The following is a 25621-nucleotide window of genomic DNA, read 5'->3' as shown; positions in this document are numbered from 1 at the left end:
AAAAAATCTGTGACATATATCACAGATTTTTAAATCAATTAACTATTTAAGTGTTTACTCTTAATTCTCTTTCCACTTTCCGTTTACTACTGTGCCGATTACTTGGTAATTTGGCGTAAACACGGCTAAGTTTGCTATCTTACCTTTTTCTACCGAACCTAAACGATCATCTATACCAATTGCTCGTGCAGGATAAAGGTTACTCATTCTAATGGCTTCCGCAAGAGGAATTTCAACATATTCTACCGCATTTTTAATAGATTCCATCATTGTGATTGATGCCCCTGCAATTGTGCCATTCGCATCATAGCAACGCCCTTCTTTGATATAAATTGTTTTTCCCTCAAAGGTAAAACTTTCTAGTTCTGGCGGTGCGCCTGCCGCTGCAATAGAGTCAGTCACAATACAAAGTTTGTCGCCTTTGATTTTTTTATCAATGCGAACATTGCCGTAATTGATATGCACACCATCCACGATAATGCCAGTGTAAACATCAGAATCTAATACTGCACCCACTACGCCCATTGCACGTCCAGAACTAATTGGCGACATTGCATTATGCAAGTGAGTCGCAAAAGTTGCACCTTTGTGGAATGCGGCTTTAGCCACTTCATAAGTGGCATTAGAATGGCCTACAGAGACAATAATGCCCGCTTTCACAAAATCAGGCGTATAGTTAATGGTTGGGTTTTCTGCGGCAATGGTGATTTTTGTAATCACATCACCATTTTCGCAGAGAAAATCTTTCATTTCAGGCGTAATTTCACGAATATATTCAGGGCGGTGTACCCCTTTTTTTTCAATGCTGAGATAAGGCCCTTCAATATGTAAACCAAGAGCTTGGTTTTTATGCTTGTTTAAATATTCACGCATAATTTTTACCGCACTTTTTATATTTTCATCAGGCGCGGTAATAAAAGTGGGAAGGAAACTTGTACAACCTGATTTTAAGTTAGTTTCCTGCATAATTTCCAAGGTTTCAACGCTAGTTTGGTCGTTAAACATCACGCCACCACAGCCATTTAATTGCAGATCAATAAAACCAGCAGTTAAATTATTACCTTGTAAATCAATGGTTTTGATACCTGTTTCTAATTCAGCTTGGGGGATCACTGCTTCAATAATTTCACCGTTAATAATTACAGCAAAATCACGTAAAACATCATATTTTGTGTAAATTACACAATTAATTAATGCGTATTTCATATTTTGTTCCTAATATAAACATCAGTGATTATAGGGCGAATGTAATTCGCCCCTACATAAAGATCAAGAATAGATCTCTATTTATCCTGATAATCCGTACCAACTACCGCACCTTCTAATTCGGTAAAGTATTTCACGGTTTTCACTTTTAGCTCTTGTTGGGCAGCTTCATCACAAACAAGCAAGAAATGACGGTGCATTTGTAATGCACTGACTGTCCATAAATGGTTAATACTGCCTTCAACGGCAGCTTGCACTGCCAGTGCTTTTTGATGTCCTGTTGCTAAGATCATCACTTCTTCTGCATCTAATAATGTGCCGACACCAATGGTTAAAGCATATTTCGGCACTTGAGTAACATCGTTATTAAAGAAGCGTGAATTTGCAATTAATGTATCTTGCGTTAGCGTTTTAATACGGGTGCGAGAACTTAATGAAGAAGCTGGTTCATTAAATGCGATATGTCCATCTACGCCAACCCCCCCCATAAACAGATGAATTTTGCCGTAGGATTTAATTTTTTCTTCATAACGATGGCATTCTGCATTATGGTCATCGGTATTGCCGTTAAGAATATTGATATTTTCAGGTAAAATATCGATATGATTGAAAAAATTGTTATACATAAAGCTGTGGTAACTTTCAGGGTGTTCCTCTGGTAAAGCCACATATTCATCCATATTGAAAGTCACTACGTGTTTGAAACTTACTTTGCCTGCTTGATAAAGTCGAATCAGTTCTTGATAAGTTTTTAGTGGTGTACCGCCAGTAGGTAACCCCAATACAAAAGGACGCTCGGCGGTAGGTTTAAAATCGTTGATACGATTGATGATATGTTGTGCAGCCCAACAACTGACTTGTTGTTCTGTTTGTAACGGAATAAAACGCATATTAGCCTTCCTTTATTATTAGCCACAAATCAATGCTCCTATTCATATCGTAGGGTGGGCTTTAGCCCACCCTACGGCAAAGGATCATGATAAGTGCAGTAATTTTCTATCTTGTTTTTAAAAAGAAATTCTTTTGCTCCAATAATTTACCACAAAGCAATAGAAGTTGCCCCCTTCCGCCCTTCGGGCACCTTCCCCCGTAAACAGGGGAAGGCAAGTGCTTGCTGACTTGTTGTTCTGTTTGTAACGGAATAAACAGAGGAAGGCAAGTTCTTGCTGGCTTGCTGTTCTGTTTGTAACGGAATAAAACGCATATTAGCCTTCCTTTATTATTGACCGTAATGATCCTATTCATATCGTAGGGTGGGCTTTAGCCCACCAATCTTATTGGATATATGGTGGGCTAAAGCCCACCCTACGGCAAAGGATCATGATAAGTGCAGTAATTTTTTATCTTTATGACAAAAATTTCGCTTTCAAGTCTTTTGCTTTTGCAACCTGTTCTGCTGTTGCTTTTGATGTCATTGGTTCACGGCAATAACCTGCATCCACCCCTTCTAATTTAAGCAATTCTTTGATGGTTAAATATAAACCGTTCGCTAAAATGCCTTCGATTAAATCGTTGGTTACGTGTTGGATTTCTAAGGCTTCTTTGAGTTTACCTGCTTTGGTTAATTCAAAAATTTGACGAGCACGAACGCCATTTACGTTAAAGGTTGAACCAATTGCACCATCTACCCCAAGTGAGGCTGCCGGTAGCATCATTTCATCGAAACCTGCCCAAATTAAGTGGTTTGGATAAGCTTTTTTCAAACGTTCTAATAAGTAGAAATCACCTGCTGTGAATTTTACCCCTAATACTTTCGGGTTTTTGTAAAGTTCACCGAATTGTTCAATGCCCATATTCACGCCAGTTAAGAAGGGAATAGAGTACACGATCATATTGTTGCCTGTTTCAGCGATGATGGTGTCGTAATAATGTTTAATTTCAGGGAAGCTAAATTTGTAATAGAATGGCGTCACTGCAGATAAGCAGTCGTAGCCTAATTCTGTTGCATATTTACCTAATTCCACTGCTTCTTTTAAGTTTACGCTGCCCACTTGAGCAATTAGTGCGATTTGATCTTTTGCTTCATCTTTTGCAATGCGGAAGATTTCTTTTTTCTCTTCCGTTGAAAGCATAAAGTTTTCGCCTGTTGAACCGCCCACATATAAGCCATCAACTTTCATTTTGTCGATATTATGGCGGATAATTTGGCGTAAACCTTTTTCATTAATGGTGCCATCTTCATTAAATGACACTAATAATGCACTGAAAATACCTTTTAAATCACGCATAAGTTTTCTCCTATTTTATACGTTGTTCAAGAATTACATTGAGAGTTTTTTGTTTAGTTTGAGCGGCAATATCTTCTTCGCCCTGCACTAACAAAGCATAAATTAAATCTAATACAAAAAGCTGTGCAATTTTGGTGCCAATAGAATCGCCTTGTAACTTGCCTTGTTTATTACCATTTACCAAAACATAATCAGCATATTCTGTCACGGGGGAACGCAAACTATGCGTCAATGCCACTGTTGTTGCACCATTTTGTTTTGCGATTTTGATGGTATGTGCCGTTTCAGCAGAATAACCAGAATGGCTTAAACCAATTGCCACATCAGAAGACGTAAGTAACGCCGCCTGCATATACATAAAATGATTATTGCCTGTTGCATCCACTTGAAAACCAATACGCATCAGCTTATTTTTAGCATCTTCAGCCGTTACGCCAGATGAACCCACACCAAATAAAAAAATACGGCGTGCTTTTTTAAGTACTTTAACGACTTCTTCAAGCTGTTTTAAATCAAGTAAATTAATCGTTTCTTCCATGACATTAGCAACCGCCGTTTGCAATTTTTGTGCAATAGTGAGCGAATCATCACTTGGCATAATTTCTGTTTCAAGTACGCTTTCATCTTGATTATCTTTCGTCGCAAGTTCAATAGAAAGCTCTAGTTTGAACTCGCTGAAACCTTTAAAACCAATGGTTCGACAAAAACGGACGAGCGTAGCTTCTCCAACTTGCAAATGTTTAGCGATTTCTGAAAGGGAGCATTGAGAGACCAAATCAGGCGAACGCAAAATCGTATCGGCAATTTTTTTCTCTGATTTAGTTAAACTCTGGTAAAGTGAGCCAATTTTGTTTAACACATTTCCCAATTTAGCCATAAATTGTTCCTTCAGGCTTATCCAGTAAAACATCTTTTACCCAATAAGCTGCGCCAATTAAACCTGCATCTTGTCCAAATTTAGCGGTTTCAATTTCACAACAATATATCGAAGGAAAATCTTGTAAATATTTTTCAACCAAAGATAAATATCCCTCAGCTAATCCCACACTGCCACCAATTGCGATTTTTTGAATATCTAAACTAATCACTAAATCAGCAATTAAATTAGCAATGGCTTTCGCAGAACGCTCGACAAGTGCGGTCGCTTTTTCATCATTTTTTCTAAAACGTTCAAACACTTCTTTTGGATCGCACGGATCTTCCCATTGGGAAGAAACTGCTTCAATTGCTCGCCCTGAAGCAATCGCTTCGACACAACCTCGACGCCCACAACCACAGATCGTACCATTTGGATCAGCTAATGTATGACCAATATGCCCAGCAATACCACGAGAACCTGTCTGCAAAATTTGGTTCAGCACAATCCCTCCGCCAACTCCTGTTGAAACGGTAATAAAAACAAAATTTGATACCTGTTCAGAATTTTGCAATTGATATTCCGCATAAGTCGCAGCTTGTGCATCATTTAATAAACCAATCGGTTTATCCGTATGTTTTGCAATACTCGCTTTAAGTGGAAATTCCGCCAAGCCACCTAAGTTTTTCGGATTTAATGCACTTAAAATACCATTATTGATAATCCCCGTAGATGCTACCGCTACATAATCAAACTGCCCTTCATAATCAGCAAGCAATTTGCCTAACGCTTGGTGCATTCCCTCCACGACATTTTCACGTGGTGTATGAATTTGCTGACGTTGCTCAATTTCGCCATTTTTTACAATCGCCGCTGCAATTTTTGTCCCACCAATATCTAGTGCTAAACAACGCATAACTTATCCTTATAGTGTAAAGTCTTTTCTCACACGTCTTACGACTATCTTGCAGATTTCACTGAATTAGCAAACCAACTCACAATATGTTCAAGACGAGTTAAGGCTGAACCTACAGTCACGCAATCTGCACCAATTTCAATTGCCACTTTTGCCAATTCTGGCGTGTTATAACGCCCCTCAGCCATCACAAAACAACCCGCTGATTTTAAATCTTTCACTAATTGATAATCTGGTTCTTCTGGCACTGCACCACCTGTATAACCCGACATCGTACTGCCGACAATATCAAAACCAAGTGCTTTACAATACAAGCCTTCTTCTAAATTAGAACAATCTGCCATTGCCAAACAGCCCATTTCGTGGATTTTTTTCACCGCACTTTCAATATCCACAGGACGTGGGCGTTTAGTGCCATCTACTGCAATAATATCCGCACCAGCATTGGCTAGATCTTCAATATCTTGTAAAAACGGCGTAATACGCACGGGACTATCAGGCAAATCACGTTTTACAATTCCGATAATCGGAACATTCACAAAAGGACGGGTTGCTTTAAGGTTATCAACACCCTCAATACGTAAGCCAGAAGCTCCGCCCATAACTGAAGCCTGAGCCATCGCAGAAACGATTTCAGGTTTATCCATTGGGCCATCATCGACAGGTTGGCAAGAAGAAATAAGACCATATTGAATTTGAGAAAGCACTTCTTGATAAGATAATTTAGACATATAACACCCCTCATTTAAATCTGAATAAATCACTTTAAAATTAATTTAATCCACACAAAACAATCTTTTATAAGTTGTAATATGCTTATATTTTCATCATTTAACCTTATTATATGAAAAAGAAATGCCATTTTAAAGAATATTTTTGAAGTGTTTTTTCATAAATGTGATCAACTTCTCATTTTTGAAATAAAACTCGTAAAACTATTTTAAATTTGTTTTTTTACTCTTAGAATTGCTCTCGAATCCTATTTTTGGGGAGAAAATATACATTTTTTGCCTAAATTGATTCTCATATTATGGGGTTAATATTCCCCTTTCCAACATAAGTTCACACAGGAGCGAATATGATGAAATTGACAAAACTTTTCCTTGCCACCGCCATTTCTTTAGGCGTATCTTCTGCTGTTCTTGCCGCTGATTATGACTTGAAATTCGGTATGAATGCTGGAACTTCATCAAATGAATATAAAGCGGCAGAAATGTTTGCCAAAGAAGTCAAAGAAAAATCACAGGGTAAAATTGAAATTTCACTTTATCCAAGTTCACAATTAGGTGATGACCGTGCAATGTTAAAACAATTAAAAGACGGTTCTCTCGACTTTACCTTTGCAGAATCTGCTCGCTTCCAGCTGTTTTACCCTGAAGCGGCAGTATTTGCCTTACCTTATGTTATTAGCAACTACAATGTTGCACAAAAAGCCTTATTCGATACAGAATTCGGTAAAGATTTAATTAAAAAAATGGATAAAGATCTTGGCGTGACTTTACTTTCCCAAGCTTATAACGGAACTCGCCAAACGACTTCAAATCGTGCAATCAACAGTATTGCAGATATGAAAGGCTTAAAACTTCGTGTACCAAATGCAGCAACAAACTTAGCCTATGCTAAATATGTTGGCGCATCACCAACACCAATGGCATTTTCTGAAGTTTATCTTGCGTTACAAACCAATGCCGTCGATGGTCAAGAAAACCCGTTAGCAGCGGTGCAAGCACAAAAATTCTATGAAGTGCAAAAGTTCTTAGCAATGACTAATCATATTTTGAATGACCAACTTTATTTAGTAAGCAACGAGACTTATAAAGAACTCCCTGAAGATCTTCAAAAAGTCGTAAAAGATGCTGCCGAAAATGCAGCAAAATATCACACTAAATTATTCGTAGATGGAGAAAAAGATTTAGTCACATTCTTTGAAAAACAAGGCGTGAAAATTACACATCCTGATCTTGTCCCATTTAAAGCATCAATGAAGCCGTATTATGCTGAGTTTGTAAAACAAACTGGTCAAAAAGGTGAAGCAGCTTTAAAACAAATTGAAGCAATCAATCCATAATCCCTCTTTAGTGTGCTGTAATGGCACACTACATTCCCTTATTCTTCATTAAACGGAGTGAAGTATGAAATATATTAATAAGCTTGAAGAATGGCTGGGTGGCACATTATTTATTGCCATTTTCGGTATTCTTATCGCTCAAATTCTTTCACGCCAAGTTTTTCATTCTCCGTTAATTTGGAGTGAAGAACTCGCCAAGCTCTTATTTGTTTACGTGGGTATGTTGGGTATCAGCGTTGCTGTGAGAAAACAAGAACACGTATTTATTGATTTTTTAACTAATCTAATGCCCGAAAAAATCAGAAAATTTACAAATACGTTTGTACAATTATTAGTCTTTATATGTATTTTCTTATTTATTCATTTCGGTATTCGTACTTTTAACGGCGCATCATTCCCTATTGATGCCTTAGGAGGCATTTCTGAAAAATGGATTTTCGCAGCACTGCCTGTTATCGCAATATTAATGATGTTTCGCTTTATCCAAGCGCAAACCCTAAACTTTAAGACAGGGAAAAGCTATTTACCTGCGACTTTCTTTATCATAAGTGCGGTCATTTTATTTGCGATTTTATTTTTCGCGCCAGATTGGTTCAAAGTATTGCGTATTAGCAATTATATAAAACTCGGTTCAAGTTCAGTCTATGTCGCCTTACTCGTTTGGCTCATCATTATGTTTATCGGTGTCCCTGTAGGTTGGTCCTTATTTATTGCTACTCTACTTTATTTTTCTATGACACGTTGGAATGTCGTAAATGCCGCAACTGAAAAATTAGTCTATAGCCTAGACAGCTTCCCATTACTTGCCGTGCCGTTTTATATTTTAACGGGCATTCTAATGAATACAGGTGGGATTACCGAACGTATTTTTAATTTCGCTAAAGCCTTACTCGGTCATTACACAGGAGGAATGGGACACGTTAATATCGGTGCAAGTTTATTGTTCTCTGGTATGTCAGGTTCAGCACTTGCTGATGCTGGGGGCTTAGGTCAATTAGAAATCAAATCAATGCGTGATGCTGGTTATGACGATGATATTTGCGGAGGAATTACTGCTGCTTCTTGTATTATTGGGCCATTAGTTCCGCCAAGTATTGCAATGATTATTTACGGTGTAATTGCCAATGAATCTATCGCAAAACTCTTTATTGCAGGTTTTATTCCAGGTGTATTAATTACTTTAGCTTTAATGGCAATGAATTATCGCATTGCCAAAAAACGAGGTTATCCACGAACACCAAAAGCTACGAGAGAACAACTTTGCAGTAGCTTTAAACAATCTTTTTGGGCAATCTTAACGCCGTTATTAATTATCGGTGGTATTTTTTCAGGCTTATTCAGTCCAACAGAATCTGCCATTGTTGCAGCCGCATACTCTGTAATTATTGGTAAATTTGTGTATAAAGAATTAACCTTAAAAAGCTTATTTAATAGTTGCATAGAAGCAATGGCAATTACGGGCGTAGTCGCCTTAATGATTATGACCGTGACTTTCTTTGGCGATATGATTGCCCGTGAACAAGTCGCAATGCGTGTTGCTAATGTGTTTGTTGCCGTTGCCGATTCGCCTTTAACCGTATTGGTAATGATTAACGCACTGTTACTTTTTCTTGGAATGTTCATTGATGCCCTAGCATTACAATTTTTAGTATTACCAATGCTTATTCCTATCGCAATGCAATTCAATATTGACTTAATCTTCTTTGGTGTAATGACCACATTAAATATGATGATTGGTATTCTTACCCCACCAATGGGAATGGCTCTCTTTGTTGTTGCTCGTGTAGGAAATATGTCAGTTTCCACGGTAACCAAAGGCGTATTACCGTTCTTGATTCCCGTTTTCGTCACATTAGTATTAATCACGATTTTCCCACAAATCATCACATTTGTGCCAAATCTATTGATACCATAATAAAAAGTGCGGTTGAAAAACATTAAATTTTTTAACCGCGCTTTCATCGTTTTCGTAAGTTACATCTGCTGTACCTTACAATACAAAAGGGTGCAATAACTGCACTTTATCAACGCCTATTCAATGCCGTTTAATGAATAGAAAACTGTAAACACAACTCAAAATGGGGTTTATTATGAAACTAACTAAAACAGCATTATGTACCGCACTTTTTGCTACCTTTACTTTTTCAGCGAACGCACAAACTTATCCTGATTTGCCAGTGGGGATCAAAGGAGGAACAGGTGCATTAATTGGCGACACAGTTTATGTGGGATTAGGTTCTGGTGGCGATAAATTCTATACCTTAGACCTAAAAGATCCTTCAGCACAATGGAAAGAAATTGCTACATTTCCAGGTGGCGAACGCAATCAACCTGTTGCAGCCGCAGTGGATGGAAAACTTTATGTATTCGGTGGTTTACAAAAAAATGAAAAAGGCGAACTTCAACTCGTTAATGACGCTTATCGCTATAACCCAAGCGATAATACTTGGATGAAACTTCCTACTCGTTCTCCCCGTGGTTTAGTAGGATCAAGTGGCGCATCTCACGGAGATAAAGTTTATATTTTAGGCGGCTCTAATCTCTCTATATTTAATGGTTTCTTCCAAGACACTGTGGCAGCAGGAGAAGATAAAGAGAAAAAAGATGAAATCGCAGCAGCTTATTTCGATCAACGTCCAGAAGATTATTTCTTTACAACAGAATTATTGAGCTATGAACCATCAACCAACAAATGGCGCAATGAAGGTCGCATTCCATTCTCTGGTCGTGCTGGTGCAGCCTTTACAATTCAAGGTAATGATCTCGTGGTTGTCAATGGCGAAATTAAACCTGGACTTCGCACCGCTGAAACCCATCAAGGTAAATTCACTGCTAAAGGTGTGCAATGGAAAAACTTACCTGACTTGCCCGCACCAAAAGGCAAATCACAAGATGGTTTAGCTGGTGCACTTTCAGGCTATAGTAACGGTCATTATTTAGTCACTGGTGGCGCAAATTTTCCGGGTTCAATCAAACAATTCAAAGAAGGAAAACTTCACGCACATAAAGGTTTAAGCAAATCTTGGCATAACGAAGTTTATACGTTGAATAATGGTAAATGGCGCATCGTTGGGGAATTACCAATGAATATTGGTTATGGTTTTTCTGTATCTTACAACAATAAAGTTTTACTGATTGGCGGTGAAACTGATGGAGGTAAGGCTTTAACTAGCGTCAAAGCAATAAGCTATGACGGTAAAAAATTAACCATCGAATAATTTATCACAGAATAGTGCATAAAATTTATAATAATCAAAAGCGGCGAAATTTATCGCCGCTTTATGCAAAATAAAAGTAATTAAAGCAAAATTAACACAAATTTTGACCGCACTTTAAATGCTCTATAAAGAGCTGGCATTTTTATTAATAAGATTTAGCGATGTTATTTATTCCACCACCACTACTCTGTTTATTCATTGCCATAGCAATGTATTTTTTGCCAAAGATTGCTAGTTATTCTGTCCATTTTTCAGTGATTGTTTTTGTTATTTCCCTTTCATTTTTGATTGCTTTAAGCAGCGTTATGCAATTCTTTATATGTAAAACCTCCATTAATCCTCGTGACTTTAAAGGCACAACAAAATTAGTTTCCACAGGCATATTTCGATTTAGCCGTAACCCAATGTATTTAAGTTTGCTGTTAATTTTGCTTGCTTGGACGCTTTGGTTAGGTAATAGTTTAGCTTGGTTAGGCGTGATTGTCTTTATACTAGTGATGAATCGCTTTCAAATAGCCCGAGAAGAAGCCTATTTGGAAAATAAATTTGGCGATGAATATCGTCGTTACAAACAAAAAGTAAGACGTTGGCTATAAAAAACACCTTCACGAGGAAGGTGTTTTTATCAAATTAAACTCTATTTTTTCGGTGCCTGCATAAAGCGGAAGAAATCACTATCTGGTTTTAAAATCATTATATTGTCAGAATTTGCAAAACTCGCTTCATAGGCTTTTAAGCTACGCACAAAAGTAAAGAATTCTGGTTCTTGAGCAAAAGCATCTGAATATAATTTTGCTGCAGCTGCATCGCCTGAACCTCGTAATTCTTGTGCAGTTTTATTTGCATTAGCAAGAATTAACGTCACTTTGCGATCTACATCAGCTTGAATAAATGCTGCTTTTTCTTTCCCTTGAGAACGATGTTCACGCGCCACTGCATCACGTTCTGCACGCATACGTTGGTAAATCGAAGAAGAGACTTCATCTGGTAAATTAATTTGTTTTACACGCACATCGATCACTTCAATACCTAATTCTGCCGTACTGTCTTGTCCTGAACTTAAAGCTTTTTTTGCCCCTTCCATTAATTCTCCACGTGTACCAGAAACAATATCTTTAATCGTGCGTGAACCAATTTCAGAACGTAAACGGTCGTTTACTTTACGACTTAATAAATTTGCAGCTTGAGCATAATCGCCACCGCCAGTAGATGTGTAGAATCGACCAAAATCACTGATTTTCCATTTCACATAAGAATCCACTAGCAAATCTTTTTTCTCAACAGTAACAAAACGTGTTGCAGAGCCATCTAAAGTACGAATACGTGCATCTAAAACTTTGATGCTATCAATTAAAGGCACTTTAAAATGCAAGCCCGGTTCATATACAACCACTTTGTTATCAGCATCACGCTGTACTTTGTTAAATCGTAACATAATGCCACGGGTACCTTCCGTTACAACGACGATACTAGAATAAACGACTGCCGCAATCACGAAAATAACAGGTAATAAAAATCTACGCATTAGTTAAATCTCCCTTGACGAATCGGCGCAACGGTAGTCGGCTGAGGCTGATAAGAATTTTGACGTTCTGGCGCAGTAAAAGCAGGCGAAGAATTGACCGCACTTGGCGCACTTGTTACCGATTTTTTGCCCATAATTTGCTCTAGCGGTAACACAGTTAAATTATTACCATTATTGCCATCAAGCATTACTTTTGGGGTATTTGCCATCACTTTTTCCATCGTCTGAATATATAAACGCTCACGCAGTAAATCTGGCGCAGCCTTAAATTCTGGCAACAAGCGTTGCAAACGTTCCACTTCACCTTTTGCATCTAACACGATACGATCTTTATAAGCTGTTGCTTCTTCAAGAATACGTTGCGCATCACCGCGTGCAATCGGTTCTTTCTCACGTGCATAGGCTTCCGCTTCACGAATAAAACGTTGTTCATCTTCCTGTGCTTTAATTGCATCATCAAACGCATCTTTTACTTCTTCAGGTGGACGCGCAGATTGGAAGTTCACATCAATAACCTCAAGTCCCATATCATAGGATTTGATAATTTCATTCAAAGCTTTCCAAGTATTTTCACGCACGACAGAACGACCTGTGGTTAAAATATCATTCATAGACATATGCCCAATAACATAACGTAATGCACTATCTGTCGCTTGATTCAAACTATCATCTGCATTTGTTACGCTAAAAAGATATTTTGCAGGATCTTGCACGCGATATTGCACTGTCATTTCCACTTTTACCATATTTTCATCTTGAGTCAGCATTGCACCTTGTGTACGCAACTCTTTTACTTGCTCCACATTTACTGGCAATACTTTATCTAAAAATGTTGGTTTCCAGTTCAAACCGGGTTGAACAATAGAATGTAACTCGCCAAAACGAAGCACCACACCGCGTTCAGCCTCTTTAATGGTGTAAAAACCGCTTACGCCCCAAATAATCGCACCAATCGCTACAGCAAGTGGAATAACTTTGCCAAAATGAAATGGCGTATTGCCTTGAGAACTGCCATTATTTTGACCGCTCTTTTTATTTCCACCACCTAATTTTTTAAGCAGATTATTAAAAATCTCCTCAATATCTGGCGGAGATTGCTCTTGATTTCCACGATTTTGATTGTTATTCCATCCATTATTATTGGATGAATTTCCCGGCTGTTGGTCGTTGCTTTGCCCTGGTTTACTCCAAGGATCGCGATCTGAACCGTTCTGTGACATTTCATTCTCCATTTGTCAAAAAATTGTTAAGAGTTTAGCTAAATAAATGGGGCACGTCTATGAAAATACAAGGCTTTTTAGGCAATAAAAAATCCTTGATTTTATATAAGGATTTTTTTGATTAATTCACTTCATAAAGAACATATTTTTCAAGTTCTTTTATCTGTAAACTTTCTCTATTCCATTCATAAAAGTGCGGTAATTTTTCTTGATGATTGACAAAAGCGGCTAAATAAATAGGGAGTTCATCAGTAAACCATAACTGACCATGCGGACAATAATCTGAAAAAATTTTTTGTTGTTCAGGAAAATGACGAACATTGGATAATTTTACGATCCCAAATCCTTGAGATTTCAATACAGCCTCTCTCAAACACCAACAACGATAAAAAGCGTTCAAAGAATCCTGCTGATGATGAAACCAATCAATTTCTTCTTTTGGTGCAATATGCTCCATCAACGCCGTAAAATTTCTTATTTTAGGAAATTCAATATCAATTCCCACTGCACTTTTTTCTTCTTTTCTAATATCTAATATTACCGCCACCCAATTACCAGAATGGCTAATATTAAAATCTATTCGCTCATCAAGAAAATAAGGTCTGCCACTTTCAGTACGATGAATTTGAGATAAAAGTGCGGTGGATTTTCCTGCTATTTTTAGAAGTTGGAAAAGTAATAAGTGGGCAAGCCGACGACACTGATGACGCTGAAAAACACGCGAGCTATCCGTTTCAATTTGATATAGATTTTCTGGAATCAGTTCATCGGGTAAGGATTCCAAAGAAAAAGGTTGATTTATATTGCCGTAGGCGATGTAGGTTGTCATAAAATAAAAGCACCATTCAAAGGTGCTTTTATATTAAAAGGATTTAGTTTGTGTGTAAATTAGCGAATCACTAATTCCGCCACAGAAACACCGACCAAGCAAGCAACAACAACCCCAATTAAACCTGGCACCATAAAACTGTGGTTAAAATAATATTTACCAATTTTTGTTGTACCCGTTACGTCAAAGTTTACTGTTGCAATATCTGACGGATAATTTGGAATGAAGAAATACGCATAAGTTGCAGGCATTAAACCAACTAAGATTGGCGCAGGAATACCTAAACTTATACCCACAGGTAATAACATTACAGCAGTGGCAGCTTGGCTATTAATTACAACAGAGACTGCAAATAACGCCAATGCGAATGTCCAAGGGTAAGTTTGCACCATATCAGTAATCGCAGCTTTAAATTCAGGTATTGCATATTTGAAGTAAGTGTCGCTCATCCACGCAATGCCATAAATTGCAATCGCTGCTACCATACCTGACTTAAATACCACGCCATTTGGCACGATTTGAGGATTTGTTTTCGTTGCGAGTAAAATCACACCGCCAAAGCAAAGCATCATCATTTGAATGATAAGTGACATTGAAATTGCTTTTCCGCTACCGATAGTGCGAATTTCAGGAATCATCGCAATCGCAACAATCACAACTAAAGCAAGTAAAAATAGGTAAACAGATTTTTTTGCCCCTTGCGGAAGGGTTTCATTCAATGTTGTACTGGTAGTATTTAAAATACGTTCGCGCCATACTGGATCTTGTAAACGACGTTGATATTCAGGATCTTGTTCTAACTCTTTACCACGACGCATACTGTATAAAGAAAGCACAATCGTACCCGCTAAAGTAGCAGGAACGGTTACACAAATAATATCTAATAAACTAATATGCTCAAAAGTGGGCATTGCTGTAATTTTACCTAGATAAAATACAACAGCTGCAGAAAGTGGGCTTGATGTGATGGCTAATTGCGATGCTACCGAAGACGCTGCCATTGGACGTTCTGGACGAATTTTGTTTTTCAATGCAACATCGCCGATGATTGGCATAATTGTGTAAACAGAGTGACCAGTACCAAGCATAAAGGTTAATAAATAGACGACTAATGGGCCGAGTAAAGTGACACGTTTTGGATTTTTACGGAGAATGCGTTCAGCAATTTGTAACATAAATTTCAAACCGCCAGCTGCTTCAAGTACGGATGCGCAAGTCACCACTGCAAGAATGATAAGCATAACATCAATCGGTGCTTTCCCCACTGGCATACGAAATACGAAAACCTCGATAGCAAGACCGATACCAGAAACAACACCTAATCCGATACCGCCGTAACGGCTACCGATATAGAGCATTAATAGTAAAAATAAAAATTCTAAGTAAAGCATAAACACCTCAAAAATGAAAAACTATGCAAATAATACTTCTTTTTAGGCATATAACTAAATTATTTTTTAAAATTTAAACCAAGATTTTAAGTAAAAGATAATTTAGATCAATGTTTATGAAAGGGAAAAATAAAAAGTGCGGTAATTTTAAAGAGGATTATTAGAAAAAAATTAGGCGACTTAAAACGTCGCCCAACTTAAAATTATTGATTGTTTTGCACGTAATCAATCGCAGATTGAACAGTGGTAATTTTTTCAGCTTCTTCATCAGGAATTTCAATATCAAATTCTTCTTCTAAAGCCATTACTAATTCAACTGTGTCTAATGAATCTGCACCTAAATCTTCAACAAAAGAAGCTTCAGGTTTAACATCTTCTTCTTTAACACCTAATTGTTCAACGATGATTTTTTTCACGCGTTCTTCAATACTCATTTGTTTTTCCTATTTGTTAGTTTTAACTCATAAAAGAGCTGTTAGTGTATGTATTTTTTAGTAACTTGCAACTATTTTATGGTCTGGTCGCACCACAAAATAGGCAATGTGAACACACACATCAAATATAGTTACGTACCTTTGCATACGCTCAAGGCGTAACCAAGTTACATTGCGAGTCGGATTTTAGCATTATCTAAAATCTTTGGCTATGATTTTATTGCTTAGAAATCCCCCATAAATCAATGTCAAATTTTAGCTTAAGTATAAGCCACCATTCACGTGTAACGTTGTACCCGTGATATAACCTGCATCATCAGAAGCTAAGAAAGCAACAGCTTTAGCTATGTCTTTTGCTTCGCCTAAACGTCCAGCTGGAACATTAGATAAGATCCCCGCTTTTTGTTCATCCGTAAGCACTTCTGTCATATCTGTTGCAATAAAACCTGGTGCAACCACATTTACAGTAATACCACGTGCAGCTACTTCTTTCGCTAAAGATTTAGAAAAACCAACCACACCCGCTTTTGCCGCACAATAGTTAGTTTGTCCTGGATTACCCGTTGAACCAACCACTGAACCAATATTGATGATACGACCAAAACGTTTTTTCATCATTGAACGTAACATGGCTTTAGAAAGATGATACACAGAAGTTAAGTTAGTTTGCATAATATCAAACCATTCCTCATCTTTCATACGCATCAATAAATTATCGCAAGTAATACCTGCGTTATTCACGAGAATATCAATATCGCCAAAATCATTTTTAATTTGTCCAAGTAAGGTTTCGATAGATTCTTTATCCGTGACGTTTAAAACTAAACCTTTACCTTTATCCCCTAAATAAGCCGAGATCGCCTCTGCACCCTTTTCAGAAGTTGCTGTACCAATTACAAATGCACCTTTTGAACTAAGTTCTTCTGCAATCGCACGACCGATACCACGGCTAGCCCCTGTCACTAAAGCAATTTTACCTTGCATTTTTTCTTCCTTTTACTTACGCTAAAAATTCTTCTACCGCATTGAATGATGCAACATCATTTACAGATATTGCTTGTAAATCACCCACAATGCGTTTGGTTAAACCATTTAATACTTTACCTGGCCCCACTTCAACAAGCGCTAAAACACCATCTTGCGCCATTTTTTCAACTGTTTCAGTCCAACGAACTGGACTATATAACTGACGAACAAGTGCGGTACGAATTTCGGTGCCTTCAGTTTCAGCTTTCACATCAACGTTATTTAATACCGATATTGTTGGTGTATTAATTTGAATATTATCAAGTGTTACCGCTAATTGCTCGGCTGCAGGTTTCATTAATGCACAGTGAGAAGGTACGCTCACAGCTAACGGCAATGCACGTTTCGCCCCTGCTTCTTTACATAATGCAGCCGCACGCTCAACTGCAGCTTTCGCACCCGCAATAACTACTTGACCCGGTGAGTTAAAGTTCACCGCAGATACGACTTCGCCTTCCTCTGCTTGTTTGCAAGCATTAATAATTGCTTCATTATCTAAACCAATGATTGCATACATTGCGCCAGTGCCTTCAGGCACAGCTTGTTGCATTAATTTTCCGCGCAATTCCACTAATTTAATCGCATCTTGGAAATCCAACACCCCAGCACAAACCAAGGCAGAATACTCACCCAAGCTATGGCCTGCCATCACTTCTGGTTTTAATTGAGGAAACTTCTCTTGCCATACGCGATAAATGGCTACCGATGCCGCTAAAAGTGCGGGCTGAGTTTGCCATGTTTTATTAAGTTCTTCAGCTGGACCTTGTTGAACAAGATACCATAAATCATAACCAAGCGCATCAGATGCTTGTTTAAATGTTTCAATAACGATTGGATATTCAGTGGCAAGATCAGCAAGCATACCGACAGCTTGGGAGCCTTGACCTGGGAAGACCATTGCGAATTTTTTCATTATGTTTTGTCCTATTGTTTTTTAATTGAAAATTCTTCTTCGGTAATTAAAATCGGGTTTCGCCGATGGCGACTTACTTTTCCTTGTTTCCTTTGTTCCATTGAATTTGCTTAACGGAAATTTTCTGAACTCGCTACGCTCAAACAGACGAAAATTTCCTACAAATTCAATTCCACAAAGGTGGAAAAGAAGGGAACCCAATTTGTTCTTTATCCGATTTAAAGTGCGGTCAAAACTCAAAATATTTTTTGTTCTTAAAATGAATTTAAAATTAACCGCACTTTTTAAATAATGCTCTGATAAATTCGGGGCCCCATATAAATCGCCTTTGCGACTTTCAATTTTTAGGCAATTTGCGTCTGTTTGAGCGTAGCGAGTTCAGCAAATTGCCGTTAAGAAAATTGAAACAAAGCAAAGAACAGCGATTTAACTGGGGCGTGTTTTCTTTGCCTACTTTCTTTTACACGAGTAAAAGAAAGTAGGTCGCCGTCAGGCGAACCCCTGACATTTAACACAAAAAGTGCGGTCAATTTTTACCGCACTTTAAAATCATCAATAATTATATCAAATCAACTAAAATCTCACTAACGCTGAACCCCAAGTCCAACCACCGCCAAAGGCTTCTAATAATAGTAACTGCCCACGTTGAATACGGCCATCTCGAATAGCCTCATCTAAAGCGACAGGAACAGTTGCTGCACTGTTATTAGCGTATTTATCTAACGTTACCACCACTTGCGACATATCCATTTCTAATTTTTTAGCTGTCGCTGTAATAATACGTAAATTTGCTTGGTGTGGCACAAGCCAGTCTAAATCTTTTTTATCTAAATTATTGGCTGAAAGTGTTTCTTCCACCACATTTGAAAGTTCACGAACTGCCAATTTGAACGTTTCGTTACCTTGCATCTCGATATAGCCAGATTTTTCTATAGCACGTTCTGGCTGAGCTAAAACAAGAGCATTATTTTTATCTGCTGAAGCGTGTAAATGGGTGGAGATAATTCCTTCTTGTTCACTCGCTTCTAAAATTACAGCACCCGCACCATCACCAAATAGCACAACAGTGCTGCGATCTGTTTCATCTAATTTACGAGAATTGAGATCTGAGCCTATCACTAAGGCTTTTTTCACTTTGCCTGCACGAATAAATTGATCAGCTACGCTCAAAGCATAGACAAAGCCTGTGCAAGCTGCGGCTAAATCAAAAGAAATCGCATCATCAATATTTAATAAACCTTGCACTTGGCAAGCCGCACTTGGATAAGCATGTGAGTGACTTGTAGTTGCAACAATAATCAGTTCAATATCTTGAGGATTAATTTGAGCAGCTTCGATCGCATTTTTTGCCGCTTCAAATCCCATTGTTGCAACAGTTTCATCTGCCGCTGCGATACGACGTTCACGGATACCAGAACGAGTGACAATCCATTCATCTGATGTATCAACCATTTTTTCTAAATCCGCATTTGTGCGAATATGACTCGGCAGATAGCTACCGGTGGATAAAATTCTACTATTCATACTCAATAAGATAAGCGATTAAAAAGGAAAAAAATCTATGGACTATCGCCAAGTAAGAGATAAGACGACACCGGATTATTTTCCGATGTTAATGGAATGCAGATAGTAATACGGGGACCAACGTCCCCGCCCATCACATCTAACGCCAAGGTTAGACGGTTCAAGTGAACACCTATAAGTAAAAAATTACTTATTGATCACTTTACGACCACGATAGTAACCGTCTGCAGTTACGTGGTGGCGTAAGTGAGTTTCACCGCTTGCTTTATCTACTGATACAGCAGCAGTTGTTAAAGCATCGTGTGAACGACGCATATCACGACGTGAACGAGATTTTTTGTTTTGTTGAACAGCCATTGGCTATACTCCTAAATTTAATTTACTTTTGCTTTAAATTAGCTAATACAGCGAACGGGTTCGGTTTTTTTGCCAATTCTTCAGGCAATTCGCCAAAAACCTGTTCCTGCGCGGACACTTCACAGTGTTCAGATGAATGCATTGGTACAAGCGGCAAAGCTAAAATTAGCTCATCTTCCACCGTGCCAATTAAATCTATTTCGCCAAACTCATTGAACTCGATTGGCTCATAAATTTCGGGCAAGTCATCAGCCTGATCCCAATTAGCCACTGGACTATAAGTAAACTCACATTCCAATGTTTGTTTGTAAGGTTCGTTACAACGCTGACATTCAAGCTCGATATCAATCTGTACTTTACCTTTCATCACCACTAATTTTTGTGGATCAACATAAAACGATAATGTTACCTGTGCATCGCTGAGCACGTTTACCACTGATTCCGCCAAACGCTCAAGCTGATTTGCCGAATAATAACCAACATAATCAAGCCGTCTTTGAGCATCTTTTACCGGATCAACGGTTAGGGGTAGTTTTACCTTTTGCATAGGGCGTGAATATTACCCGTTGTTGCGAAGATAGTCAAAGGGAAATCACATTTTTATTGGATAATAACGAGAGAAAAATTTCTAATTATCAAAAAAGTTGGCACTTTGATAAAAATTGCTATAATCACGCCTCTTTTTTTAACAAGGAAAGATAATGATGACTTCAAATTCTTATTGGCAACGCTTAAAAGTGGCATTTCAATATGTCATGCCGCAAATTTATTTAACTCAAATTGCTGGCTGGTTTGCTAAACAAAAATGGGGCAAAACAACACATTTTGTAATTAAAGCTTTTGCGAAAAAATACAACATTGATATGAGCATTGCGCAAAAAGAACAATTTTCTGATTACGCAAGCTTTAATGAATTTTTTACTCGCCCGTTAAAAGAAAACGCACGTCCAATTAATCAAAATCCAACCGCACTTTGTTTACCAGCAGACGGTCGCATTAGTGAGTGCGGTCATATTGACGATAATCTTTTATTGCAAGCTAAGGGGCATTTTTTCAGCCTAGAAGACTTATTGGCAGAAGATAAAGAATTAGTGGAAACCTTTAAAAATGGGGAATTTGCCACTACTTATCTTTCTCCTCGTGATTATCACCGAGTACATATGCCGTGCGATGGCACGCTACGTAAGATGATTTATGTGCCAGGCGATTTATTCTCTGTGAATCCATTTTTAGCCCAACATGTACCAAATTTATTTGCGCGTAATGAACGTGTGATTTGTGTATTTGATACTGAATTTGGCACAATGGTACAAATTTTAGTGGGTGCAACCATCACTGCAAGTATTGGCACAACTTGGGCAGGCGTAATTAATCCACCACGCCACAACGAAGTGAAAACTTGGACTTATGAAGGCGAAAGTGCGGTCAAATTATTGAAAGGTCAAGAAATGGGTTGGTTCCAACTTGGTTCAACAGTAATTAATTTATTCCAAGCCAATCAAGTGCGTTTGGCTGATCATTTAAGCGTAAATGAACCTGTTCGCATGGGCGAAATCTTGGCATATAAAAAATAAACAGGATTTATTTCCATAAATGACAGAAACAAATCCTGAAAATAGATATTTCTCACTTCTTTAAAGGCAGTATAACCTTACTGCCTTTTTCTTCTTTCATTTGAACAATTAACGCATTGTTACAAATTCTTCTGAACCTGTTGGATGAATTGCCACCGTATTGTCAAAATCAGCTTTTGTTGCGCCCATTTTGATTGCTACTGCAAATCCTTGAATCATTTCATCTACACCGAAACCAATACCATGTAAACCCACAACTTTTTCATCTTTACCCACACAAACTAATTTCATTTTGCACGGTTGGCGATGTTGAGTTACCGCAGTATACATCGCTGTGAAAGAAGATTTATATACCTTAACATTTTCTGCGCCGTACTGCTCAATCGCTTGCGGTTCAGTTAAACCTACAGTGCCGATAGGCGGATGGCTAAATACAACGGTTGGAACTAAACTGTAATCTAAATATTCAGTCGGTTTATTATTAAATAAACGCTCAGAAAGGCGACGACCTGCTGCAACTGCAACTGGTGTTAATTCAATGCCGTTTTCAATAATATCGCCTACCGCATAAATGCCTTTCACATTAGTATTTTGATATTTATCTACTTTGACATAGCCGTGTTCATTTGTTTCTACACCTGCATTTTCTAAGCCAATTTTATCTGTCGCTGGAACACGACCTGCCGCCCAAATAGCGCAATCTACGGTAACATCAGATTGACCATCACATTTTACAGTAAGTGAACCATCTGCATTTTTTACAATTTCAGATGGGGTAGAATTGGTATGTAATTGAATTCCATCTTGTGCAAGCACTTCCACTAATGTTTCTACGATTAATGGATCCTGATTACGCATTGGCGCATGGCGACGCACTAATAAATGTGTTTCCACGCCTAAGCTGTTTAATACGCCAGAAAGTTCAACAGCAATATAGCCTGCACCAATAACAACAGCACGTTTTGGTAATTCGGTTAATGCAAAGAAACCATCTGAATCAATGCCGTATTCTTGTCCTTTAATGTTTGGACGATATGGGCGGCCACCTGTTGCGATTAAAATATGATCTGCGGTTACTTGCTCTTTTGTACCATCAGCAAGTGTTACTTCAATAGTATGGGCATCGACAAATTTTCCGAAACCGTTAATTACATCAATATTATTTTTCGCTAATACATTATTATAAGATGTATGGATACGACTAATATAGGCTTGGCGACTTTCAATCAGTTTTGAAAAATCAAATTTTTTCACTTCAACATCAAAACCATAATCTGGCGCATAATTGTTGATTGCTTCTGCAATATGCGCGCCATAAAACATTACTTTTTTAGGTACACAACCTACATTTACACAAGTGCCGCCAAGATGTTTTGCTTCAATGATTGCACATTTTTTTCCATAGCTTGCTGCTCGATTTAGAGACGCAATACCGCCACTGCCACCGCCAATAGCAATATAATCATAATGTTTAGTCATAGTTTGATCCTTTTTTGAACTCAAAAATTTTCCGTATTTTGCCTAATTTTTATAAAGAATGCTATAAATTGATTTAATTGGTTTTATGAATATTTTTTATTCTTTTGAACAGATGATTAGTTTGAAATAATTTTATGTGAAGCCTAGTATGTAGAATGAAATAGCGTGATAGAAAAAGAGGAAGATTGTTCAATCTTCCTCACTGTAGATATGTGATTAATTAGAATATTGGTTAATCGCAGCCGCAACTTCTTGATCTTGATAAATATTGTTCACAATATCATTAAAAGTTTGAGATAGCACTTTATGAATTTCATCATTGTCCGCATTAAATACGCCCTCTTGTGAATGCGTGACATTAAATGATTTATTATACGAACCTTTCGCACCTTGTACATAAACTGTCGCTTGAATTTTAGTATTAAGTTTATAACGAAGATTACCTTGTTCTACTTGCGTACCAAATTCATGCACATCTACAGTTACCCACGCATTTGAACCATTTAATTGCCCAATTCTAAAGCCTTTACTAATTAAATTTTGCTGCATCACTTGCTGAAATAATTGTGTAACACTTGGGGATGCATTTAATTTAATCAGTTCCCCGTGTTTCGTATAACTCGCAATCTCTTGTATTGTGCGGCTATCTTTTGTTGTAACAGATACAACGGCAGTTCGATTAACATTCATTGAAGCACTTGGCACAGGCGGTGTAAATGCTAATATATTTGATTGTGCTTGGCAGCCTGCAAGAAATAATGTAGCAGCTAGAATACCTACTGATGATAATGTTTTAATTTTGTTTACTAATGCCATAATTTCCCCATAAATCAATTAGAATTGTGCTATTCTTACAAACTTCCTTATTAATGTATAGCGTTTCATTTTAGTTTTTGTGGAGAACTTATAGTGTCAATTCAACAAATTATTGAGCAAAAAATTCAAAAAGAATTTCAACCGCACTTTTTAGCAATAGAAAATGAAAGCCATTTACATCACTCTAATCGAGGTTCTGAATCACATTTTAAATGCGTTATTGTCAGCGCAGACTTTAAAAATATTCGAAAAGTACAACGTCATCAGCGTATTTATCAATTATTGAACGAAGAATTAAATCATAGTATTCACGCATTAGCATTACATTTATTCACTCCAGAAGAATGGAAAGCACAAAATGAAACTGTACCGCACTCAACAAAATGTGCAGGTATTGGGCGTTAATTTTGTTATAAAAATGTAACATTTTTGATATATCGCAAAAAGTTCTAACAAAAAACCCTCTGTTTAAGTAGCGAAAAACAGAGATTTTCGCTAGAATGAGGCGTTTAATTTAGTCCAAATTCGATTTCTCGGTAAAATTATTAACTGTGAAATCAATCCATTTGAGTTTTTTATTTTGTGACATTAATGTTTTTTTAGCGGTTTGTCACACTCAAACGTGAGATTGCTTCTAGGGTATTTTTACTATATTAGCAATTGTATTTTTAACCTTGAAAAGTAGTGCAAATAGTATGATTACAATTAAGAAAGGTTTGGATCTCCCAATTGCGGGAAAACCAGCACAAGTAATCCATAGCGGCAACGCTGTGAATCAAGTTGCGATTCTAGGTGAGGAGTATGTGGGGATGCGTCCTTCAATGAAGGTACGCGAAGGCGATGTTGTGAAAAAAGGTCAAGTACTTTTTGAAGACAAAAAAAATCCTGGTGTAATTTTTACAGCCCCTGCAAGCGGTACCATCACTGCAATCAATCGTGGCGAAAAACGGGTATTACAATCTGTTGTTATTAATGTAGAAGGTGATGAAAAAATCACTTTTGCAAAATATAGCACAGAACAATTGAATACACTTTCTTCTGAACAAGTAAAACAAAACTTGATAGAATCTGGCTTATGGACGGCATTACGTACTCGTCCATTTAGTAAAGTTCCATCCATTGAAAGTGAAGCATCTTCTATTTTTGTAAACGCGATGGATACCAATCCATTAGCAGCCGATCCCTCTGTCGTATTAAAAGAATATTCGCAAGACTTCACTAACGGTTTAACCGTATTAAGTCGTCTATTCCCTTCAAAACCATTACACTTATGTAAAGCGGGCGATTCTAATATTCCCACTGCTGATCTTGAAAATTTACAGATTCATGATTTTACTGGTGTTCATCCAGCTGGTCTTGTAGGGACGCATATTCACTTTATTGATCCTGTCGGTATTCAAAAAACTGTATGGCATATCAATTATCAAGATGTGATCGCTGTAGGTAAATTATTTACAACAGGCGAACTTTATTCAGAACGAGTAATTTCTCTTGCAGGTCCTCAAGTGAAAGAACCTCGTTTAGTACGTACAATAATCGGTGCTAATCTTTCTCAATTAACCCAAAATGAATTAAGTGCGGGTAAAAATCGTGTAATTTCTGGCTCAGTTCTTTGTGGTCAAATAGCAAAAGATTCACATGATTATTTAGGTCGCTATGCTTTGCAAGTATCAGTAATCGCTGAAGGTAATGAAAAAGAATTTTTTGGTTGGATTATGCCACAAGCCAATAAATATTCTGTGACTCGTACCGTATTAGGCCACTTCAGTAAAAAATTGTTTAATTTTACTACTTCAGAAAATGGTGGCGAACGTGCAATGGTGCCAATCGGTAGCTATGAGCGCGTCATGCCGTTGGACATTTTACCTACATTATTATTACGTGATTTAATCGTGGGCGATACCGATGGCGCTCAAGAGTTAGGTTGTCTGGAATTAGACGAAGAAGACTTGGCGTTATGTTCTTTCGTTTGTCCAGGCAAATATGAATACGGTTCAATCTTGCGTCAAGTCTTAGATAAGATTGAGAAGGAAGGTTAAAA

25 protein-coding genes and 1 pseudogene are annotated in these 25621 nt (G+C 37.6%); 7 read left to right on the top strand and 19 right to left on the bottom strand.

The window, feature by feature from the left end:
* Positions 1–60: 60 nt before the first annotated feature.
* The 6 genes from nagA to K6J66_RS04410 all read right to left on the bottom strand — a co-directional run bounded on the left by nagA (position 61) and on the right by K6J66_RS04410 (position 5937).
* Positions 61–1206, bottom strand: coding sequence for an N-acetylglucosamine-6-phosphate deacetylase (nagA, locus tag K6J66_RS04435; protein ID WP_110442702.1), 1146 nt, complete (start codon positions 1204–1206; stop codon positions 61–63).
* A 77-nt stretch (positions 1207–1283) separates the two neighbouring features.
* On the bottom strand, positions 1284–2096 hold the full coding sequence (nagB, locus tag K6J66_RS04430; RefSeq protein ID WP_061690403.1) for a glucosamine-6-phosphate deaminase: 813 nt from the start codon (positions 2094–2096) through the stop codon (positions 1284–1286).
* A gap of 456 nt (positions 2097–2552) precedes the next feature.
* Positions 2553–3434 carry an N-acetylneuraminate lyase gene (gene nanA, locus K6J66_RS04425; protein ID WP_005654434.1) on the bottom strand — a complete coding sequence of 294 codons (882 nt, stop codon included), beginning with the start codon at positions 3432–3434 and terminating at the stop codon, positions 2553–2555.
* A gap of 10 nt (positions 3435–3444) precedes the next feature.
* Positions 3445–4311, bottom strand: a complete 867-nt coding sequence (locus K6J66_RS04420) for a MurR/RpiR family transcriptional regulator (protein ID WP_075985625.1) — start codon at positions 4309–4311, stop codon at positions 3445–3447.
* A complete protein-coding gene (locus K6J66_RS04415) occupies positions 4304–5206 on the bottom strand; it encodes an N-acetylmannosamine kinase (protein ID WP_110442703.1) in 903 nt (300 codons plus the stop codon). The genes K6J66_RS04420 and K6J66_RS04415 overlap by 8 nt, the downstream gene beginning before the upstream one ends.
* Before the next feature lie 44 nt (positions 5207–5250).
* The gene (locus K6J66_RS04410; RefSeq protein ID WP_005668144.1) at positions 5251–5937 is read right to left on the bottom strand and encodes a putative N-acetylmannosamine-6-phosphate 2-epimerase; all 687 of its coding nucleotides are present in this window, start codon (positions 5935–5937) and stop codon (positions 5251–5253) included.
* Between the two features lie 347 nt (positions 5938–6284).
* On the opposite strand from K6J66_RS04410, the gene siaP reads away from it, so the two are divergent.
* The 4 genes from siaP (at position 6285) to K6J66_RS04390 (ending at position 11088) form a co-directional block, all read left to right on the top strand.
* On the top strand, positions 6285–7274 hold the full coding sequence (siaP, locus tag K6J66_RS04405) for a sialic acid TRAP transporter substrate-binding protein SiaP (RefSeq protein ID WP_005691499.1): 990 nt from the start codon (positions 6285–6287) through the stop codon (positions 7272–7274).
* Between the two features lie 64 nt (positions 7275–7338).
* A complete protein-coding gene (gene siaT / locus K6J66_RS04400; RefSeq protein WP_110442704.1) occupies positions 7339–9189 on the top strand; it encodes a sialic acid TRAP transporter substrate-binding protein SiaT in 1851 nt (616 codons plus the stop codon).
* A gap of 175 nt (positions 9190–9364) precedes the next feature.
* Positions 9365–10492 (top strand): N-acetylneuraminate epimerase, encoded by a 1128-nt coding sequence (locus K6J66_RS04395; RefSeq protein ID WP_162626494.1) that lies wholly within the window; start codon positions 9365–9367, stop codon positions 10490–10492.
* 161 nt (positions 10493–10653) lie between these two features.
* Positions 10654–11088: a methyltransferase family protein gene (locus K6J66_RS04390; protein WP_038439057.1), complete on the top strand. Its 435-nt coding sequence runs from the start codon at positions 10654–10656 to the stop codon at positions 11086–11088.
* 41 nt (positions 11089–11129) lie between these two features.
* Here K6J66_RS04390 and hflC read toward each other — a convergent pair whose 3' ends face one another.
* The 11 genes and pseudogenes from hflC to yceD form a co-directional block, all read right to left on the bottom strand.
* Positions 11130–12017 carry a protease modulator HflC gene (gene hflC, locus K6J66_RS04385; RefSeq protein ID WP_005648629.1) on the bottom strand — a complete coding sequence of 296 codons (888 nt, stop codon included), beginning with the start codon at positions 12015–12017 and terminating at the stop codon, positions 11130–11132.
* Complete coding sequence (gene hflK / locus K6J66_RS04380) at positions 12017–13237, bottom strand: FtsH protease activity modulator HflK (protein ID WP_038439058.1); 1221 nt, start codon at positions 13235–13237, stop codon at positions 12017–12019. The genes hflC and hflK overlap by 1 nt, the downstream gene beginning before the upstream one ends.
* 121 nt (positions 13238–13358) lie before the next feature.
* Positions 13359–14066, bottom strand: coding sequence for a 4'-phosphopantetheinyl transferase family protein (locus K6J66_RS04375; protein WP_038439059.1), 708 nt, complete (start codon positions 14064–14066; stop codon positions 13359–13361).
* 59 nt (positions 14067–14125) lie between these two features.
* Positions 14126–15457 (bottom strand): anaerobic C4-dicarboxylate transporter, encoded by a 1332-nt coding sequence (locus K6J66_RS04370; RefSeq protein ID WP_110442706.1) that lies wholly within the window; start codon positions 15455–15457, stop codon positions 14126–14128.
* Positions 15458–15660: 203 nt separating this feature from the next.
* Positions 15661–15891, bottom strand: coding sequence for an acyl carrier protein (gene acpP, locus K6J66_RS04365; protein ID WP_005544465.1), 231 nt, complete (start codon positions 15889–15891; stop codon positions 15661–15663).
* 255 nt (positions 15892–16146) lie between these two features.
* A complete protein-coding gene (gene fabG, locus K6J66_RS04360) occupies positions 16147–16875 on the bottom strand; it encodes a 3-oxoacyl-ACP reductase FabG (protein WP_038439061.1) in 729 nt (242 codons plus the stop codon).
* A 16-nt stretch (positions 16876–16891) separates the two neighbouring features.
* Positions 16892–17830 (bottom strand): ACP S-malonyltransferase, encoded by a 939-nt coding sequence (gene fabD / locus K6J66_RS04355; protein WP_005660869.1) that lies wholly within the window; start codon positions 17828–17830, stop codon positions 16892–16894.
* Positions 17831–18403: 573 nt separating this feature from the next.
* A complete protein-coding gene (locus K6J66_RS04350) occupies positions 18404–19354 on the bottom strand; it encodes a beta-ketoacyl-ACP synthase III (RefSeq protein ID WP_038439062.1) in 951 nt (316 codons plus the stop codon).
* A gap of 41 nt (positions 19355–19395) precedes the next feature.
* Positions 19396–19518 (bottom strand): annotated as a pseudogene (locus K6J66_RS09605) (phosphate acyltransferase PlsX); the annotation flags it as partial.
* A 22-nt stretch (positions 19519–19540) separates the two neighbouring features.
* Complete coding sequence (gene rpmF / locus K6J66_RS04345) at positions 19541–19711, bottom strand: 50S ribosomal protein L32 (protein WP_005544470.1); 171 nt, start codon at positions 19709–19711, stop codon at positions 19541–19543.
* A gap of 22 nt (positions 19712–19733) precedes the next feature.
* Positions 19734–20258, bottom strand: a complete 525-nt coding sequence (gene yceD / locus K6J66_RS04340) for a 23S rRNA accumulation protein YceD (protein ID WP_005660861.1) — start codon at positions 20256–20258, stop codon at positions 19734–19736.
* A gap of 157 nt (positions 20259–20415) precedes the next feature.
* Between yceD and asd the strand changes: the two genes are divergently transcribed.
* Positions 20416–21285, top strand: a complete 870-nt coding sequence (asd, locus tag K6J66_RS04335) for an archaetidylserine decarboxylase (protein ID WP_038440225.1) — start codon at positions 20416–20418, stop codon at positions 21283–21285.
* Positions 21286–21393: 108 nt separating this feature from the next.
* Here the strand turns inward: asd and gorA are convergent, their stop codons facing one another.
* Together gorA and K6J66_RS04325 are read right to left on the bottom strand one after the other, a co-directional pair.
* Positions 21394–22764: a glutathione-disulfide reductase gene (gorA, locus tag K6J66_RS04330; RefSeq protein WP_038439064.1), complete on the bottom strand. Its 1371-nt coding sequence runs from the start codon at positions 22762–22764 to the stop codon at positions 21394–21396.
* 216 nt (positions 22765–22980) lie between these two features.
* A complete protein-coding gene (locus tag K6J66_RS04325; protein WP_038439066.1) occupies positions 22981–23580 on the bottom strand; it encodes a YajG family lipoprotein in 600 nt (199 codons plus the stop codon).
* A 93-nt stretch (positions 23581–23673) separates the two neighbouring features.
* Between K6J66_RS04325 and K6J66_RS04320 the strand changes: the two genes are divergently transcribed.
* Together K6J66_RS04320 and K6J66_RS04315 are read left to right on the top strand one after the other, a co-directional pair.
* Entirely contained in the window at positions 23674–23985 is a 312-nt protein-coding gene (locus K6J66_RS04320; protein ID WP_005668108.1) for a BolA family protein, read from the top strand.
* Positions 23986–24275: 290 nt separating this feature from the next.
* Positions 24276–25619 (top strand): Na(+)-translocating NADH-quinone reductase subunit A, encoded by a 1344-nt coding sequence (locus K6J66_RS04315; protein WP_005671165.1) that lies wholly within the window; start codon positions 24276–24278, stop codon positions 25617–25619.
* The last annotated feature ends 2 nt before the right edge of the window (positions 25620–25621 follow it).

It is taken from the genome of Haemophilus influenzae (assembly GCF_019703545.1).
Classification (GTDB): domain Bacteria; phylum Pseudomonadota; class Gammaproteobacteria; order Enterobacterales; family Pasteurellaceae; genus Haemophilus; species Haemophilus influenzae_E.
The sequence above is the reverse complement of the archived record's forward strand: the minus strand, read 5'-3'. Positions and strand labels throughout refer to the sequence as shown.

Bases quoted from the DNA above. Each gene is read 5' to 3' on its own strand.
- nagA (WP_110442702.1), bottom strand. From the start codon at position 1,206: ATGAAATACGCATTAATTAATTGTGTAATTTACACAAAATATGATGTT.
- nagB (WP_061690403.1), bottom strand. From the start codon at position 2,096: ATGCGTTTTATTCCGTTACAAACAGAACAACAAGTCAGTTGTTGGGCT.
- K6J66_RS04375 (WP_038439059.1), bottom strand. From the start codon at position 14,066: ATGACAACCTACATCGCCTACGGCAATATAAATCAACCTTTTTCTTTG.
- K6J66_RS04325 (WP_038439066.1), bottom strand. From the start codon at position 23,580: ATGGCATTAGTAAACAAAATTAAAACATTATCATCAGTAGGTATTCTA.
- siaP (WP_005691499.1), top strand. From the start codon at position 6,285: ATGATGAAATTGACAAAACTTTTCCTTGCCACCGCCATTTCTTTAGGC.
- K6J66_RS04315 (WP_005671165.1), top strand. From the start codon at position 24,276: ATGATTACAATTAAGAAAGGTTTGGATCTCCCAATTGCGGGAAAACCA.
- fabD (WP_005660869.1), bottom strand. From the start codon at position 17,830: ATGAAAAAATTCGCAATGGTCTTCCCAGGTCAAGGCTCCCAAGCTGTC.
- K6J66_RS04370 (WP_110442706.1), bottom strand. From the start codon at position 15,457: ATGCTTTACTTAGAATTTTTATTTTTACTATTAATGCTCTATATCGGT.
- rpmF (WP_005544470.1), bottom strand. From the start codon at position 19,711: ATGGCTGTTCAACAAAACAAAAAATCTCGTTCACGTCGTGATATGCGT.
- siaT (WP_110442704.1), top strand. From the start codon at position 7,339: ATGAAATATATTAATAAGCTTGAAGAATGGCTGGGTGGCACATTATTT.
- gorA (WP_038439064.1), bottom strand. From the start codon at position 22,764: ATGACTAAACATTATGATTATATTGCTATTGGCGGTGGCAGTGGCGGT.
- K6J66_RS04350 (WP_038439062.1), bottom strand. From the start codon at position 19,354: ATGAATAGTAGAATTTTATCCACCGGTAGCTATCTGCCGAGTCATATT.
- K6J66_RS04390 (WP_038439057.1), top strand. From the start codon at position 10,654: ATGTTATTTATTCCACCACCACTACTCTGTTTATTCATTGCCATAGCA.
- fabG (WP_038439061.1), bottom strand. From the start codon at position 16,875: ATGCAAGGTAAAATTGCTTTAGTGACAGGGGCTAGCCGTGGTATCGGT.
- hflK (WP_038439058.1), bottom strand. From the start codon at position 13,237: ATGTCACAGAACGGTTCAGATCGCGATCCTTGGAGTAAACCAGGGCAA.
- nanA (WP_005654434.1), bottom strand. From the start codon at position 3,434: ATGCGTGATTTAAAAGGTATTTTCAGTGCATTATTAGTGTCATTTAAT.
- yceD (WP_005660861.1), bottom strand. From the start codon at position 20,258: ATGCAAAAGGTAAAACTACCCCTAACCGTTGATCCGGTAAAAGATGCT.
- asd (WP_038440225.1), top strand. From the start codon at position 20,416: ATGACTTCAAATTCTTATTGGCAACGCTTAAAAGTGGCATTTCAATAT.
- K6J66_RS04415 (WP_110442703.1), bottom strand. From the start codon at position 5,206: ATGCGTTGTTTAGCACTAGATATTGGTGGGACAAAAATTGCAGCGGCG.
- K6J66_RS04410 (WP_005668144.1), bottom strand. From the start codon at position 5,937: ATGTCTAAATTATCTTATCAAGAAGTGCTTTCTCAAATTCAATATGGT.
- hflC (WP_005648629.1), bottom strand. From the start codon at position 12,017: ATGCGTAGATTTTTATTACCTGTTATTTTCGTGATTGCGGCAGTCGTT.
- acpP (WP_005544465.1), bottom strand. From the start codon at position 15,891: ATGAGTATTGAAGAACGCGTGAAAAAAATCATCGTTGAACAATTAGGT.
- K6J66_RS04420 (WP_075985625.1), bottom strand. From the start codon at position 4,311: ATGGCTAAATTGGGAAATGTGTTAAACAAAATTGGCTCACTTTACCAG.
- K6J66_RS04395 (WP_162626494.1), top strand. From the start codon at position 9,365: ATGAAACTAACTAAAACAGCATTATGTACCGCACTTTTTGCTACCTTT.